The sequence below is a fragment of the Microbacterium sp. CFH 31415 genome (genome assembly GCF_022538185.1).
GTDB lineage: Bacteria > Actinomycetota > Actinomycetes > Actinomycetales > Microbacteriaceae > Microbacterium.
Genome location: NZ_JAKYXC010000005.1, coordinates 87,071 through 102,538, shown reverse-complemented (window position 1 = coordinate 102,538; position 15,468 = coordinate 87,071). Strand labels below are relative to the sequence as shown.

14 protein-coding genes are annotated in these 15,468 nt (G+C 71.3%); 11 read left to right on the top strand and 3 right to left on the bottom strand.

Translation table 11 applies throughout. From position 1 onward, the window contains the following. Positions 1 to 109: 109 nt before the first annotated feature. The 5 genes from MK786_RS07070 to MK786_RS07050 all read left to right on the top strand — a co-directional run bounded on the left by MK786_RS07070 (position 110) and on the right by MK786_RS07050 (position 7,108). A complete protein-coding gene (locus MK786_RS07070) occupies positions 110 to 1,639 on the top strand; it encodes a methyltransferase (protein WP_241111526.1) in 1,530 nt (509 codons plus the stop codon). Positions 1,640 to 2,107: 468 nt separating this feature from the next. Next, positions 2,108 to 3,535 (top strand): CCA tRNA nucleotidyltransferase, encoded by a 1,428-nt coding sequence (locus MK786_RS07065; protein ID WP_241111525.1) that lies wholly within the window; start codon positions 2,108 to 2,110, stop codon positions 3,533 to 3,535. Between the two features lie 51 nt (positions 3,536 to 3,586). Beyond that, complete coding sequence (locus MK786_RS07060) at positions 3,587 to 4,915, top strand: GAF domain-containing protein (protein ID WP_241111524.1); 1,329 nt, start codon at positions 3,587 to 3,589, stop codon at positions 4,913 to 4,915. A gap of 134 nt (positions 4,916 to 5,049) precedes the next feature. After that, entirely contained in the window at positions 5,050 to 6,600 is a 1,551-nt protein-coding gene (locus tag MK786_RS07055; RefSeq protein WP_241111523.1) for an aldehyde dehydrogenase family protein, read from the top strand. Between the two features lie 94 nt (positions 6,601 to 6,694). Then, positions 6,695 to 7,108, top strand: coding sequence for a DUF779 domain-containing protein (locus tag MK786_RS07050; protein ID WP_241111522.1), 414 nt, complete (start codon positions 6,695 to 6,697; stop codon positions 7,106 to 7,108). Between the two features lie 43 nt (positions 7,109 to 7,151). Here MK786_RS07050 and MK786_RS07045 read toward each other — a convergent pair whose 3' ends face one another. After that, positions 7,152 to 8,354 carry a hypothetical protein gene (locus MK786_RS07045; protein ID WP_241111521.1) on the bottom strand — a complete coding sequence of 401 codons (1,203 nt, stop codon included), beginning with the start codon at positions 8,352 to 8,354 and terminating at the stop codon, positions 7,152 to 7,154. A gap of 74 nt (positions 8,355 to 8,428) precedes the next feature. Between MK786_RS07045 and MK786_RS07040 the strand changes: the two genes are divergently transcribed. The 6 genes from MK786_RS07040 (at position 8,429) to rplI (ending at position 12,632) form a co-directional block, all read left to right on the top strand. Continuing rightward, the gene (locus MK786_RS07040; protein WP_241111520.1) at positions 8,429 to 9,622 is read left to right on the top strand and encodes an acyl-CoA dehydrogenase family protein; all 1,194 of its coding nucleotides are present in this window, start codon (positions 8,429 to 8,431) and stop codon (positions 9,620 to 9,622) included. Further along, positions 9,619 to 10,827, top strand: a complete 1,209-nt coding sequence (locus MK786_RS07035) for a CaiB/BaiF CoA-transferase family protein (protein ID WP_241111519.1) — start codon at positions 9,619 to 9,621, stop codon at positions 10,825 to 10,827. The genes MK786_RS07040 and MK786_RS07035 overlap by 4 nt, the downstream gene beginning before the upstream one ends. 130 nt (positions 10,828 to 10,957) lie before the next feature. After that, on the top strand, positions 10,958 to 11,341 hold the full coding sequence (gene rpsF, locus MK786_RS07030; protein WP_241111518.1) for a 30S ribosomal protein S6: 384 nt from the start codon (positions 10,958 to 10,960) through the stop codon (positions 11,339 to 11,341). A 5-nt stretch (positions 11,342 to 11,346) separates the two neighbouring features. Beyond that, a complete protein-coding gene (locus tag MK786_RS07025; RefSeq protein WP_191764915.1) occupies positions 11,347 to 11,856 on the top strand; it encodes a single-stranded DNA-binding protein in 510 nt (169 codons plus the stop codon). Between the two features lie 57 nt (positions 11,857 to 11,913). Then, complete coding sequence (rpsR, locus tag MK786_RS07020) at positions 11,914 to 12,168, top strand: 30S ribosomal protein S18 (RefSeq protein ID WP_045301896.1); 255 nt, start codon at positions 11,914 to 11,916, stop codon at positions 12,166 to 12,168. 11 nt (positions 12,169 to 12,179) lie between these two features. After that, positions 12,180 to 12,632 (top strand): 50S ribosomal protein L9, encoded by a 453-nt coding sequence (gene rplI, locus MK786_RS07015; RefSeq protein WP_241111517.1) that lies wholly within the window; start codon positions 12,180 to 12,182, stop codon positions 12,630 to 12,632. A 123-nt stretch (positions 12,633 to 12,755) separates the two neighbouring features. Here the strand turns inward: rplI and MK786_RS07010 are convergent, their stop codons facing one another. Both MK786_RS07010 and MK786_RS07005 read right to left on the bottom strand, forming a co-directional pair. Continuing rightward, a complete protein-coding gene (locus tag MK786_RS07010; RefSeq protein WP_241111725.1) occupies positions 12,756 to 14,132 on the bottom strand; it encodes a hypothetical protein in 1,377 nt (458 codons plus the stop codon). 90 nt (positions 14,133 to 14,222) lie between these two features. Then, positions 14,223 to 15,224, bottom strand: a complete 1,002-nt coding sequence (locus tag MK786_RS07005) for a hypothetical protein (protein ID WP_241111516.1) — start codon at positions 15,222 to 15,224, stop codon at positions 14,223 to 14,225. Between the last annotated feature and the right edge of the window lie 244 nt (positions 15,225 to 15,468).

Sequence of the window (15,468 nt, the reverse complement as noted above, 5' to 3'; positions counted from 1 at the left end):
TTCGCTCCTGTGCGATGTCTGACCGCACGATCGAGTCAGATTCTACGGTCGCACCCTCCGAGGTTCCGGTACCCGGGCGCCGCGCGGCGACGCACGGTTGAATGGAGCCGTGCTCCCCGAACCCGATCCCGCCCTCTGCCGCGACCTGGCCGACGACCTGCGCGCCGCGGGCTACACCGCCGAAGCGCTGCGCTCCGCCTGGGGCGACGCGGCCGACGACGCCATCGCGCGCGGCCTGCGCGCGCCCGCCGACCGGGCGCTCGGCGAACGCGCGGACGCGGTGGCGGTGCTCGGGCGACTCTTCATGCTCGGGATGCCGCAGCCCGCGGCATCCGTCGCCCTCGCTCTTCCTCGCACGGGCGTCGACGGCGTCGTGCGCCTCGGGCTCGCCGAGGTCGCCGGCGACGATGTGCGGCCGCTCGCGGTGGTGCGACCGCAGTCCTACGCCGATGCGACGGCAGCCGACGGCGGCAGCTCATGGTGGATCGCGAGCGACCTCGACGAGGCCGCGCTGGGCGGACCGCTCCCCGAAGACCACGTGCTCGGTGTCGGCGGTGCGTCGCTGACCCTCGCGGCACTGCAGCTGCCGACGCCCGCCCGGCGCGGGCTCGACATCGGCGCCGGCTGCGGCATCCAGGCGCTGCGCGCCCGGCGCTCGGTCGACCACGTCGTCGCGACCGACATCTCGGAGCGCGCGCTCGCCTTCACGCGGCTCAACGCACTGCTCAACGGTGTCGACGGCGTCGAGGTGCGGCTCGGCAGCCTCTTCGAGCCCGTCGCCGGCGAGCGGTTCGACCGCGTGGTGTCGAACCCGCCGTTCGTCATCACGCCGCGGGTCGCCGGCGTGCCGGCGTACGAGTACCGCGACGGGGGCATGGAGGGCGATGACGTCGTCGCCGCCTTCGTCCGCGGCGTCGGCGCGCACCTCGAACCGGGCGGGGTCGCGCAGCTGCTGGGCAACTGGGAGACGCGCGCCGGCGTGCGGGGGCTCGACCGCGTGCGCGGCTGGGTGGAGGAGTCCGCGGTACCGCTCGACGCGTGGGTGGTCGAGCGAGAGAGCCTCGACCCGCTGTCGTACGCGGAGCTCTGGGTCCGCGACGGCGGCACGCTGCCCGGGACCGACGGATTCTCGCGGCTGATCGACGCCTGGCTCGACGACTTCACGGCCCGCGAGGTCACCGAGGTCGGGTTCGGCTACCTGCTGCTGCGCCGGCCCGCCGAAGGCGAGCCGACGCTGCGGCGCTTCGAGTCGCTGCACCAGTCGCTGCCCGGCGAGGGGCTCGGCGCGCACCTGGCCGCGGCGCTCGCCGCGCACGACCGGCTCTCCGTGCTCGACGACGACGGGCTCGCGGCATCCGTCCTCGCCGTCGCCTCGGATGTGACCGAGGCCCGCCACCACATCCCCGGGCAGGAGGATCCGACGGTGATCGAGCTGCGTCAGGGCGGCGGCTTCGGCCGCGCGCTCGGCGTCGACCCGGGCCTCGCCGCGCTCGTGGGCGCGTGCGACGGCGACCTTCCGGTGGGGGTGCTGATCGACGCGATCGCACAGCTTCTCGACGCGGATGCCGCGGCCCTGCGTGCGGACCTCCTGCCGAGGGTGCGCGAGCTGACCTTCACCGGCTTCCTGCGCTTCCCGTAGCGCCGGAGCCCTGCCCCGGAGGCCGGCGTTCGGCGTTCGCGTCCGGCGTTAGGCGTTCGGCGTTCAGCGTCTGGCGTCTGGCGTCTGGCGTCTGGCGTTCGGCGTCTGGCGTTCGGCGTTCGGCGTTCGGCGTCTGGCGTTCGGCGTTCGGCGTTCGGCGTCCTCCGCTGTCGCCCAGAACAGGAGATCTGGCGAATACAGGAGCATTCGGCCCGAAGCGTCCTCCCTCCGCCAGATCTCCTGTTTCGGGCAACGGCCCGGGCCCGACCCGGCACGCGACCCCGGCCCGACCCCGCACGCGACCCCGGCCCGACCCGGCACAACGGCCCGGGCCCGACCCGGCACGCGACCCCGGCCCGACCCGGCACCCGAGCCGGCACCCGGGCCTGGGCACCCGGGCCTGGGCACCCGGGCCTGGGCACCCGGGCCCCGCACAACCACCGGGACCGCGCTCGGTAGGCTCGATCCATGCTCAACATGGCCGAGGGCATCGCGCGCCTCGGCGCGCTCGCCGAGTCTCCCGTCGTCTCGACGCTGGCCGACGCCTTCGCCGCCGCCGGGCACGACCTCGCGATCGTCGGCGGTCCGGTGCGCGACGCCCTGCTCGGGCGCACCACGAACGACCTCGACTTCACGACCGACGCGCTCCCCGACGAGATCCTGCGTATCGTCAAGCCGATCAGCACCGCGCACTGGGACATCGGGCGCGCGTTCGGCACGATCGGCGCGAAGGTCGCGGGCGAGCAGGTCGAGATCACGACGTACCGCGCCGACAGCTACGACGGCGTCACGCGCAAGCCGACGGTCGAGTTCGGCGACACCCTCGAGGGCGACCTCGTGCGCCGCGACTTCACCGTGAACTCCATGGCACTCCGGGTTCCCGGCCGCACGCTCGTCGACCCGACCGGTGGCGTCGAGGACCTCGTCGCCGGACGGCTGCGCACACCCGCCGATCCGTCGGTGAGCTTCGGAGACGATCCGCTCCGGATGCTGCGTGCCGCACGGTTTGCGTCGCGGCTCGGCTTCGAGGTCGACCCGGCGACGGCGGCGGCCATGGCGGAGCTGCGCGAGACGCTGTCGATCGTCAGCCCCGAGCGCATCCACGGCGAGCTCGTGCGGCTGCTGCAGACCGACGACCCGGTGCGCGGCATCCGCCTGCTCGTCGAATCGGGACTCATGGCGCAGTTCCTGCCCGAGATCCCCGCGCTGCAGCTCGAGGTCGACGAGCACCACCACCACAAGGACGTGTACGAGCACTCGCTGACCGTGCTGCGACAGGCGATCGACCTGGAGAAGACGCGGAATCCGGATGCCGCACCCGACGTGCCGCTGCGGCTCGCGGCGCTGCTGCACGACATCGGCAAGCCGGCGACCCGCCGGCTGGAACCGGGCGGCGGTGTGACGTTCTACCACCACGACATCAAGGGAGCGCGGCTCGCCCGCAAGCGCCTGCAGGCCTTGCGATTCGACGCCGACACGATCGGCGTCGTCACGCGCCTGATCGAGTTGCACCTGCGGTTCTTCGGATACTCCGAGGGCGCGTGGACGGACTCGGCCGTGCGCCGCTACGTGCGCGATGCGGGCGACGAGCTCGAGCGCCTGCACATCATCACGCGGGCCGACGTGACCACCCGAAACGCCAAGAAGGCGGGCCGCCTGGCCCGCGCGTACGACGACATCGAGCGCCGCATCGCCGAGCTGTCCGCGCAGGAGGAGCTGGCCGCGATGCGGCCCGAGCTCGACGGCAACCGCATCCAGGAGGTGCTCGGCATCCCGCCGGGGCGCGAGGTGGGCGAGGCGTACCGGTTCCTGCTCGACCTGCGGCTCGACGAGGGCATCATCGGTGGGGACGAGGCCGAGCGCCGGCTCCGCGAGTGGTGGGCCGCCCGCGGCTGACCGGGCGCGCCTACACTGGGACGCACGCTCCCCGACGTCGATCGGAGCCCCATGTCATCGCCGTGGTCCCAGCGGCGCGGGGTGTCGCCCGAGACCTCCCGCCTGCTGATCGAGCGCGCGCACGAGGAGTTCCTGGCGGGCAACGCGGCGGATGAGCGGCTGGCCGACGTACGGGCGCTGGTGCGCGAGTCGTGGCGGCGGTCGATCGCCAACCTCGTCGGCGCCGAGGCACTGCCGCCGCTCGAGCTCGACGGCGACTCGCTCGCCGAGTACCGCCGAAGCCATCCGCTCGTGGGCGTCATCGACATGGTGCGCGGACTCCTCCTGCCAGGAGGCGCCGACGAATCGGGCGTGATCGTGGCCGTCGGCGACGAGGCCGGGCGCCTGTTGTGGGTCGAGGGCGATCGGCGCGTGCGCTCCCTCACCGGCGACATGGGCTTCGTCGAGGGGGCCAACTGGTCGGAGGACGCCGTCGGCACGTCGGCTCCGGGCACGGCGCTCGCCCTCGACGCGTCGCTGCAGATCCACGGCGCCGAGCACTTCAACCGGCTGGTGCAGCCGTGGTCGTGCACGGCGGCGCCGGTGCACGATCCCGAGACCCGCAGGCTGCTGGGGGTGATCGATGTCACCGGCGGAGCCGAGGCCGCTTCGCCGCAGGCGCAGCTTCTGGTGGATGCCACGGCCCGCGCCATCGAGGGCGAGCTCCTGGTCGCGCGTCTTCGCGCCCGCGCGCAGCCGGCGCGCTCGCCGCGCCGGGCCATCCGCACAGTGACGGCGACCCGTGCTGCGCTCAGCGTGCTGGGACGCGATCGCGGACAGCTGGAGGTCGACGGCGACGGCATCGAGACCGTGTCGGCACTCGCGCCGCGTCACGCCGAGCTGCTGCTGATGCTCGCCGTGCACCGGCAGGGCCTGTCCGCAGAGCGGCTGGCCGGGCTCGTATACGGCGATCCCTCGGCGGTCGTGACCGTCCGCGCCGAGATGGTGCGCCTGCGCAAGGTGCTCGAGCGCACCGCGCCCGCCCTCGTGCCCGAGTCGCGTCCGTACCGCCTGGGGGTCGAGCTCGAGACCGACGCCCATCGGCTGCTCTCGCTGCTCGACCGCGGCGCTCACCGCGTCGCGCTCGCCGCCTACCGGGGCGACGTGCTCCCCGACTCGGTCGCGCCGGGTGTCGAGGACTTCCGGGCCACGGTGCGCACCGCCCTCCGTGAAGCACTGCTGGCTGAGGCATCCGTCGACGTCCTCCTCGCCTTCTCCGAGACGGATGCCGCGGCTGACGACCTCGAGCTGCTGAGGCTCTGCCTGTCGATGCTGCCGGCACGATCGCCGAAGCGCGCCGGCCTGGTCGCACGCGTCGAGAGACTCGAAGCGGACGCCTGACCGCGGATCGGACGTCCGCCTCGCGCGGGGGGCGGAGTGCGCCGACGACCGGATGCAACGGAATGCAACGTCGGGTCGCCTACCTTCGACGGCACGCGACGAGGACCGTCGCGACAGCGTCGAAGGAGACCAGCATGACCATCGTCGAAGAGGGCGTCTCGAGCGTCTACGCCGCCCCTGGGCAGCGCGGCTCGATCGCCGACTACCGTCCCCGCTACGGCCACTACATCGGCGGCGAGTGGGTGGAGCCGATCAAGGGCCAGTACTTCGAGAACATCAGCCCCGTCAACGGCAAGCCGTTCACCGAGGTCGGCCGCGGCACCGTGGAAGACGTCGACCGCGCGGTCGACGTCGCGTGGAAGGCGTTCGAGTCGTGGAAGCGCACGACCCCCGCCGAGCGCGCAGTGATCCTCAACAGGATCGCCGACCGCATCGAGCAGAACCTCGAGAAGATCGCCGTCGCCGAGACGTGGGAGAACGGCAAGCCCGTCCGCGAGACGCTGGCCGCCGACATCCCGCTCGCCGTCGATCACTTCCGCTACTTCGCGGGCGTGCTGCGCGCGCAGGAGGGTTCGCTGAGCCAGCTCGACGAGGACACCGTCGCCTACCACTTCAACGAGCCGCTCGGTGTGGTCGGCCAGATCATCCCGTGGAACTTCCCGATCCTCATGGCGACGTGGAAGCTCGCGCCCGCGCTCGCCGCAGGCAACTGCGTCGTGCTGAAGCCGGCCGAGCAGACGCCGGCATCCATCCTGTTTCTGTTCGACATCATCGGCGACCTCCTCCCCGCCGGCGTCGTGAACATCGTGAACGGCTTCGGGATCGAGGCGGGGGCGCCGCTCGCGCAGCACAAGCGCATCCGCAAGGTCGCCTTCACCGGTGAGACCACCACCGGCCGCCTCATCATGCAGTACGCGTCGCAGAACCTCATCCCGGTGACCCTCGAGCTCGGCGGCAAGAGCGCCAACGTCTTCTTCGAGGACGTCGCCCGCTCGACGGACGACGGCTACTACGACAAGGCGCTGGAGGGCTTCACCTTCTTCGCGCTCAACCAGGGCGAGGTGTGCACCTGCCCGTCGCGCGCACTGATCCAGCGCTCGATCTACGACCGCTTCCTCGGCGACGGGCTCGAGCGGGTATCGAAGATCGTGCAGGGCAATCCGCTCGACCCGGCGACGATGATCGGCGCGCAGGCATCCAACGACCAGCTCGAGAAGATCCTGAGCTACATCGACATCGGCACGCAGGGCGGCGCGAAGCTGCTCGCGGGCGGCGAACGCGTCGACCTCGGCGGCGACCTCAGCGAGGGGTTCTACGTCGCGCCGACGGTGTTCGAGGGCACGAACGACATGCGCATCTTCCAGGAGGAGATCTTCGGGCCGGTCGTGTCGGTGACGTCGTTCGACGACTTCGACGACGCCATCTCGATCGCCAACGACACGCTCTACGGCCTGGGCGCCGGCGTGTGGAGCCGCTCGGGCGACACGGCGTACCGCGCGGGCCGCGCCATCGAGGCCGGCCGCGTCTGGACGAACACCTACCACCAGTACCCCGCGCACGCGGCGTTCGGCGGGTACAAGCAGTCCGGCATCGGCCGCGAGAACCACCTCAAGATGCTCGACCACTACCAGCAGACGAAGAACCTGCTCGTGTCGTACGCCGAAGGCGCGATGGGCTTCTTCTGATCGGACCTGCCCGGATGGAGCGATCCCACGCGCTCCATCCGGGTTGTCCGAGTTCCGACGACCCACGCCACGCGACGCTGCGAAAGGACCCGCGATGACAGACGCCGAGACCCGCATCCGCTCACGGGTGGCGGTGACGGATGCTGCGGCATCCCTTCTTCGTCGGCTCACGGCGCAGCACGGCCCGCTGATGTTCCACCAGTCCGGCGGATGCTGCGACGGCAGCGCACCCATGTGCTTCCCGGTCGGGATGTTCCTCCTGGGGCCGTCGGACGTGCACCTCGGGGCGCTCGACGTCGGGCTCGACGACGCGATCGAGGTCTACATCTCAGCGGCGCAGTTCGAGTACTGGAAGTACACCCACCTCACCGTCGACGTCGTACCGGGCCGCGGCGCAGGGTTCAGCGTCGAAGGCCCGACGGGCAACCGGTTCATCATCCGCAGCCGCATGCTCGACGATGCCGAGCTCACGCACTTCGGGCTGGGACCGCGGGCCCTCGAAGGCTGAGCCGCACCGCGCCGGCGGCGTGCCGACGGCACGCGGCGGGGTGTCAACGGAAGAACAGGCCGAGCACGCCGGTCTGCGAGACGATCCACCACAGCACCACGGCGCCCATCGCGATGATCGACACCCACGGCACGCCGCGCTGCAGCCGGCGTCCTTGCGGGGCGACGCCCGGCGGCGGACGCAGCGCATCGAGCGGAGCGACGAACGGCACAGCGGATGCCGCGTCCCCGGCGCGGATCGGCGCCGCAGTCGCGGCATCCGTCCTCACCTGCGCCTGCGCGCGCAACCGGTCGTCGCGCCAGCGCGCCCACTGCGCGAACTTGTCGAGCAGCGCGCCGACGACCGAGAACAGCCACGCCCACGTCGCCGGGTCGAGCGTCGAGAAGTCGCGCTTGGCGTACAGGAACAGCCAGTCGTCGACGATCTCGACGTCGAGGGCCGCGGCGTTGTCGATGAAGCGGGCCATGATGTCGGGCGTGAACAGGTACAGGGCGTCGGGCTCGTACCCCTGCGGGCAGTACAGCGAGAAGTACCGGTCGAAGTCGCCCTCGAGGCTGAGGCGCTGATCCTTGTCGAAGGTCGCGGGCAGGTTCGACCCGAAGATGCCGTTGTTGCCCTTCGCGTCGAGCACGATGTGCGGCAGCGGCACGTCGAGCTTCACCGCCACGTAGCCCCAGGAGTGCGTGGTCTTGTTCTTGCCGGACCCGGTGGTGTAGCGGTAGTTCGCGAACTCGACGAAGCGTGGGCGGTCGCCGCGCACGAGGTCGCTGGCCTGCCGGGCGCTGCCGATGCTGAAGATCATGCCCGGCAGTCCGGGGCTGTCGAACCGCGGCTGGTAGTTCATGCCGTTCGCGCGGGCGAAGCGGTCGAGCCGGAACATCCTCACTGCGGCGGTGCGCCCCGCGGTCGTGAAGCCGACGACCACAAGCGTGATCGCCACGCCGATCACCAGGAACGGCAGCACGCCGAACAGTGCACCGGTGAAGCCGCCACCCTCGCCCACAGTGCCCGCGAGCGACGTGAAGATCGAGACGAACATCGTGACGAACACCGACCCGAACGCCACGACGAAGACGCCCACCACCACCACGACCGCGGCGCTCGATCCGGTGAACATCCCCGGCACGCGACCGCTCTCGCGAAGTCCCTTGGCGTACGCGCGCGCCTCGGCTGCGTCGACAGGCTCCACGAGGGGCCGCGCGTCGAACGGGTAGGACGGGGCCGTCGCTGCGCTCGGGAGGGTCATGCCCTCACGCTACCCGGGCACGCCGACGCACCCCTCCCGGCAGAATGGGCGACGAGTACCCAGAGGAGGCGGCTATGGAGCCCAGGAACCCCGACGATCTCGAGGCGCTGCGCGAGGCATCCGACATCCTCGGAATCGACGCGCTGCTGAGCGACCACGAGCGAGCCACCCGTGACCGCGTGCGCGCGTTCGTCGACGACGAGATCCGCCCGCACATCGCGGGCTGGTTCGATCGCGCGCACTTCCCGGTCGAGCTCGCCCGCGGGTTCGGCGAGCTCGGCGTGCTCGGAATGACCCTGAAGGGCTACGGATGCCCCGGCCGCAGCAACGTGGAGTACGGCCTCGCCGCGCTCGAGCTCGAGGCCGGCGACTCCGGGCTGCGCACCTTCGTGTCGGTGCAGGGCTCGCTCGCCATGGGCTCGATCCACCGGTGGGGATCGGAGGAGCAGAAGCAGGAATGGCTGCCGCGCATGGCGACCGGCGAGGTGATCGGCGCTTTCGGACTCACCGAGCCGACCGCCGGATCCGATCCCTCGAGCATGACGACCTTCGCACGCCGCGACGGCGCCGACTGGATCCTGACGGGCGCCAAACGCTGGATCGGCCTCGCGACGATCGCGCAGCTCGTCGTCGTGTGGGCGCAGACCGACGACGGGGTGCGCGGGTTCCTCGTGCCGACCGACGCACCCGGTTTCGAGGCGACGGTGCTCGAGCCGAAGGGATCGATGCGGGCGTCGATCCAGACCGAGCTGCACTTCGACGACGTGCGGCTGCCGGCATCCGCTCTCCTTCCGGGGGCCAGCGGACTGCGCGGTCCGTTCTCGGCACTCAACGAGGCGCGGTACGGCATCGTCTGGGGAGCACTCGGCGCGGGCCGCGACAGCTACGAGGTCGCGCTGCGCCACGCGCTGCGCCGGCAGCAGTTCGGGGTGCCGATCGCGTCGTTCCAGCTGACGCAGCAGAAGCTCGTGAACATGGTCGTCGAGCTGCAGAAGGGTGCGCTGCTCGCGCTGCAGATCGGACGAGCGAAGGATGCCGGCACCCTCACTCCCGCGCAGGTGTCGCTGGGCAAGCTCAACAACGTGCGGGAGGCGATCGCCATCGCGCGCGAGGCGCGGACGATCCTGGGCGGCGACGGCGTGCTGCTCGAGAACTCGCCGATCCGCCATGCCGCGAATCTCGAGTCGGTGCGCACCTACGAGGGCACCGACGAGGTGCATACGCTGATCCTCGGGCAGCACCTCACCGGCATCGGGGCCTTCCGGTGAGGTCCGCCCCCGCCCCTGTTCCCTCCCCCGCCCCGCAGCCACCGGCAGGCGGAACAGGGCCGCTCGCCGGGCTCATCGTCGCGGACTTCTCGCGCGTGCTCGCGGGGCCGTACTGCACGATGCTCCTCGCCGACCTCGGCGCGACGGTCATCAAGATCGAGGGACCGGCCGGTGACGAGACGCGGCACTGGACGCCGCCCGAACGCGACGGCGATGCGACCTACTTCCTGTCGGTGAACCGCGGGAAGCGGGCGATCACACTCGACTTCGACGACCCGGCCGATCTCGCGATCGCGCGCGACCTCGCCGGCCGCGCCGACGTCGTCGTCGAGAACTTCAAGCCCGGTGGGCTCGGCCGCTTCGGTCTGGACTACGACGCCGTGCACGCGTCGAACCCCGGCGTGGTCTACGTCTCGATCACCGGGTTCGGACCGGACTCGGCGCTGCCGGGCTACGACGTGCTCGCACAGGCACTGTCGGGACTCATGAGCGTGACGGGCCCGGCGGACGGCGGCCCGACGAAGGCGGGTGTCGCCATCGTCGACGTCGTCACCGGTCTGCATGCCGGGCTCGGCGCGCTCGCCGCCCTGCGCCACCGCGATCAGACCGGCGAGGGGCAGCGCGTCGAGGTCGACCTGCTGTCGTCGGCGCTGTCGGCGCTGGTCAACCAGTCGGGCGCGTACGCGCTGGCCGGCGTCGTGCCGCGGCGGCTCGGCAACGACCATCCGAGCATCTTCCCGTACGGCCCGTTCCCCACCGCCGACGGGGACCTCGTGCTCGCCATCGGCAACGACCGGCAGTTCGCGCGGCTGTGCGAGGTGCTCGGCATCCCCGAAGTCACCGCCGACGCCCGCTTCACGCGCGCGGCCGACCGCAGCGCGGGCCGTGACGCGCTGCGCCCCCTCCTCCACGCAGCGCTCGCCGCTCGCTCCGCCGCCGGGTGGGAGACGCTGCTCGCCTCGGCCGGCGTCCCGTGCGCGCGGGTGCTCGGCATCGACGACGCCTTCGAGCGGGCGCGCCTCCTCGGACTCGACCCGGTGATCGGCGCCGGAGAGGCCCAGACGCCGGGGGTGCGGCATCCGATCTCGCTGTCTTCGACGCCCGCGCAGTACCCGCTCGCACCGCCGTCGCGCGATGCCGACCGGGCGTGGGTGCTCGAGCTGCTCGAGGGCGGCAGCGGGCATCCGGGCGGATTGGGCGGCTGACCAGGCATCCGGTACGATAGGACGGTTGTCCGCACGCGCCCCTGTGCACGAGAAGCCGGATGACGTGCAACACACCCTCCTGCTGCCGGGAAATGCCCGACAGCCGTTCAAGTCCGAAGGAGGTGGGTTAGTGACGCACCAGTACGAACTCATGGTCATTCTGAACCCTGAGATCGATGAGCGCCAGGTCGCCCCGAACCTCGACAAGTTCCTCAAGGTCATCACCAACGATGGTGGCACTGTGGACAACGTCGACATCTGGGGTCGCCGCCGTCTCGCCTACGAGATCCAGAAGAAGACCGAGGGCATCTACGCCGTCGTCAACTTCACCGCCACGAGCGCGACCACCCAGGAGCTCGACCGTCAGCTGAACCTCAGCGAGCAGGTCATGCGCACCAAGGTCCTCCGTGCCGAAGAGGCGATCGCCATGATCGCGTCCGAGAAGCAGCGCGCCGACGAGAAGGCTGCCCGCAAGGCCGCCCGTCCCGCGAAGCCCGTCAAGCAGGACGCGTAACGACGATGGCCGGCGAGACGATCATCACCGTCGTGGGCAACCTCACGGCTGATCCCGAGCTGCGCTACACGCAGAACGGTCTCCCCGTCGCGAACTTCACGATCGCGTCGACGCCGCGCAATTTCGACCGCCAGGCGAACGAGTGGAAGGACGGCGAAGCGCTGTTCCTCCGCGCGAGCGTGTGGCGCGAGTTCGCCGAGCACGTCGCGGGCTCTCTGACGAAGGGCTCCCGCGTCATCGCGACCGGTCGCCTGAAGCAGCGCAGCTACGAGACGCGCGAGGGCGAGAAGCGCACCGCGATCGAGCTCGAGATCGACGAGATCGGCCCCTCGCTCCGCTACGCGACCGCTCAGGTCACGCGTGCGGCAGGCGGCGGCGGTCAGTCCCGTGGTCAGGCGCAGGTCGCCGACGAGCCGTGGTCGACCCCCGGTTCGTCGAACGCGTCCGGTGGCAACGCCGGCGGCGGCGACGCGTGGGCCGCCCCGGGCGCCTACGGCGACGACACCCCGTTCTAAACGACATCCGGATGCTGCGGCATCCGTTGAATCTCATCTCTCAGTAAGGAAACACCCATGGCTGGAAAGGCAACCGGCGACCGCCGGAAGCCGCGGAAGGGCGCGAAGAACGCTGCCCCCGCGAAGGCGATCCGTGTCGGTCTCATCGACTACAAGGACGTCGCGACTCTTCGCAAGTTCATCTCGGAGCGCGGCAAGATCCGCGCCCGTCGTATCACCGGTGTCTCGGTGCAGGAGCAGCGTCTGATCGCCAAGGCGATCAAGAACGCGCGCGAGATGGCGCTCCTGCCCTACGCCGGCGCTGGCCGCTAAGGAGCACCGCAATGGCAAAGCTGATTCTCACGAATGAGGTCGCCGGGCTCGGTAGCGCCGGTGACGTAGTCGAGGTCAAGAACGGGTTCGCCCGCAATTACCTCATCCCCCAGGGCTTCGCGGTCGCGTGGACCCGTGGCGGCGAGAAGCAGGTGGCGTCGATCCGCGCCGCCCGTGACGCTCGCGCGATCCACGTTCACGAAGAGGCCGTGGCCCTCAAGGACGCCCTCGAGTCCAACAAGGTCCGCCTGGTCGTCAAGGCCGGCGCCGAGGGCCGCCTGTTCGGCTCGGTGAAGACCGAGGCCGTCGCCGACGCCGTCAAGGCCGCCGGCCTGGGCGACCTCGACAAGCGCAAGATCCACATCACCTCGCCGATCAAGTCGGTGGGCGAGCACGAGGCGACGGTCCGTCTGCGCGACGACCTCACCGCCGTGATCACCCTGCAGGTGGTCGCTGCCAAGTAGACGCAGCGAAAGAGAGCGGATGCCGCGGACCTTCGGATCCGCGGCATCCGCCATTTCGTCCCTGCACAGACGGATGCCGCGAGCCCCCCGGTCGCGACATCCGCCTGGTCTGTGACGTGCGGATCAGGCCGAGCGCCGCCGAGACCCGAGCGCCGTCGCGCCCGCTGCGAGCAGCACCATGCCCAGCAGCAGCGCGGGGAGCGCGCCTATCGCTCCCGTCTCGGCGAGTGCGGCGGCTCCGGCAACGGCCGGCGAACCGGTCACGTCGCCGCCGTCAGCGGACATGTCGGTGCCGTTCGGATCAGCCGGACCGGCCGGGCTGACCGGACCGACAGGGTCGGTCTGGTCGACCGGCTCCGTGGGGTCGGTCGGGTCCGTCGGGCCGCTGGGATCCGTCGGGTCCGTCGGGTCGGTCGGGTCGATCGGTGCAGCGGGGACGACGGTGGTGCTGTCGCCGACGACCGAGACGGCGTTGCCGCCGAGCGTGATCGGCAGCTCGCTCGGAGCCAGGATCTGCGTCCCGCCGAGGATCGAGTCACCTCCCGAGGTCAGACCGCCCGTGCCGCCGTTCCCGGCGGGAGGCGCGACCGCGCTGTCCGTCGAGGTGCTGTCGCCGATGACCGAGATGGCGTTGCCGCCGGCGGTGATCGGTGCGGCGATCGGTGCGATCACCTGCGTGCCGCCGGCGATCGAGTCGGTGCCGTCGGTTCCGCCCGCGGTCGCCGTGCCTGCGCCGCCGGTCGAGCCCGGTGCCGTGGTGGCATCCGAGCTGGTGCTGTCGCCGATCACCGAGACGGCGTTGCCGCCGACGTTCACGGGGTCGGAGACCGGAGCGACGACTTGTGTGCCGCCCGCGATCGAGTCCTGCCCGCCCGTGATCGCTTCGGTGCCCGAACCGCCGCCGGCGGTGCCCGCGGTGCTCGACGAGCCCTCGCTCGAACTGTCGCCCACGACGGAGACGGCGTTGCCGCCCACCGTGACCGGCACGTTCACCGACACGATGCCCTCGGTGCCCGAGAGCAGTCCGTCGGCGCCCGACGTGGTCGCCGGAGCGGCCGGGGTCGCGGCGGCGGCAGGCTGTGCCGGAGCGGCGGTTGCGGCATCCGTCGACGAAGAATCACCGACGACCGAGATCGAGTTCCCCGACACGGTGACCGGCACCGTCATGGTGACGAGCGCCTGCGTTCCCGAGGCGGCGCCGTCGTGGCCGCTGGTGGTCGCCGCGGGCGCGGGAGCCGGGGCCGCCGGTGCGGGAGCCGGGGCCGCCGGTGCGGGAGCCGGGGCCGTGGTGGCCGCGTCCTGGCTCGTGGAGTCGCCGATGACCGACAGCGAGGTGCCGCTGATCGTCACCGGGAGGTTCACGTCGAGGAGGGCCTGGGTGCCCGAGAGCAGCCCGTCCTCCCCCGTGGTCTCAGCCGCGTTGGCGACCGTTGCGCCGAGCAGCGTGATGCCGCCGGCGAGAAGCGTGCCCAGCAAGGCGCGCTTGATGAATGTACGCATGATGTCTTCCTCTTCGATGTGACTGATGTGTCGAGACGCGCGAGGGTGCGCGCCGATGCTCGTCCGCCTCGAGAAGGCGGAATGAGCCGATCAGTCAGGGGAGACGTCGGTGGATCCTGCAGGCGCCGGCGGCGCGAGGTCGTCCTCCGGTCCGGCACGACGCCCCCAGGCACGGAGAGCGGCGAGTGGACCGAAAGCGACGAGCGCCCAGGCGCCGGGACCCGCACCACCGGGTCCCGAGGAAGAAGCAGTCGGCGGGCAGAGCTCCCCCGCCGGAGCGAAGGGTCCGCGGGCGTCAGAAGACGCCGAGGACGACGAAACGGTGGCAGACGGCGCGGAGATGTTCTCTGACGCGCGGTCGAAGAGCGAGAGCTGAGCGGATGCCGCGGCCCCGCCGGCCGCGTATGCCGCAGCCATGTCGCAGTCGAGCGCCGGGGCCGCCGTGACCGTGGCTTCGGGGTGCTCGGCGGCTGCCGGCTCGTCGGTCTCTTCAGCCCCCGGGAGCACCGGAACTCCGGGCGTCGCCGGGGGAAGCGCGGGAGTGCCGGCGGGCGGCTGGCCGATGGTGGAACCCGTGTCGGTGACCGCTCCGGTGAGTCCGCCGATCGTGTCGTCCACGGTGTTGCCGAGGTCGGAGACGGCCTGGTCCACGCCCGTGCCGGTGACGATGCCACTGACCACCGGAACCTGGGTGACCACGTCCACGACGGGGGCGGTGACGGAGCCGACGACGTCGTTCGAGACCTCGACGACCGGCTTCGCGACCGTGGTCACCGTCGTGCCGACAGTCTGCGCGACCTGCCGCACGGGCTGCTGCACCGGGGCGGGCGCCACCTCGACGACGGTGTTCACGACCTCGGTGACGGCGGACGTGGTCTTCGTCACGGTCGTCGTGACCGTGGTGGCCGTGCGGTCCACGGCGGAGGTGACGGCACCCAGCAGGCCCGTGCCCTCGTCGTCGCCCTCATCCGCGTGCGCGGACCAGGAGCCGAGTCCGAGCAGCAGCGAGAGGGCGATCCAGGCAAACGCAGTCGCGGCCCCGATGAGGGCCAGCCGCCAGATCCTCGACAACTGCGAGGTAGCGATCTCCACGTTCACCTCCCACGACGAAGAACGTCACGCATTCCGAGCGGAATGCGCCTGAGGGTGCCTGGACTGGACAGGCTAGCGCTCTCCCGGGGCGGTGTCCAGGGTCTTCTTGGAGGCGGTCGTCAAGCGGACCGTTGGTCATCAACGCCGCGGAATTGTGCACAGGGGGCAGTCCGACGGCCAACCTTCAAGCGCGACTTCAACCACATCGTCCTCCACAACCTGTGGATTGGGGAATGCCAGGTCA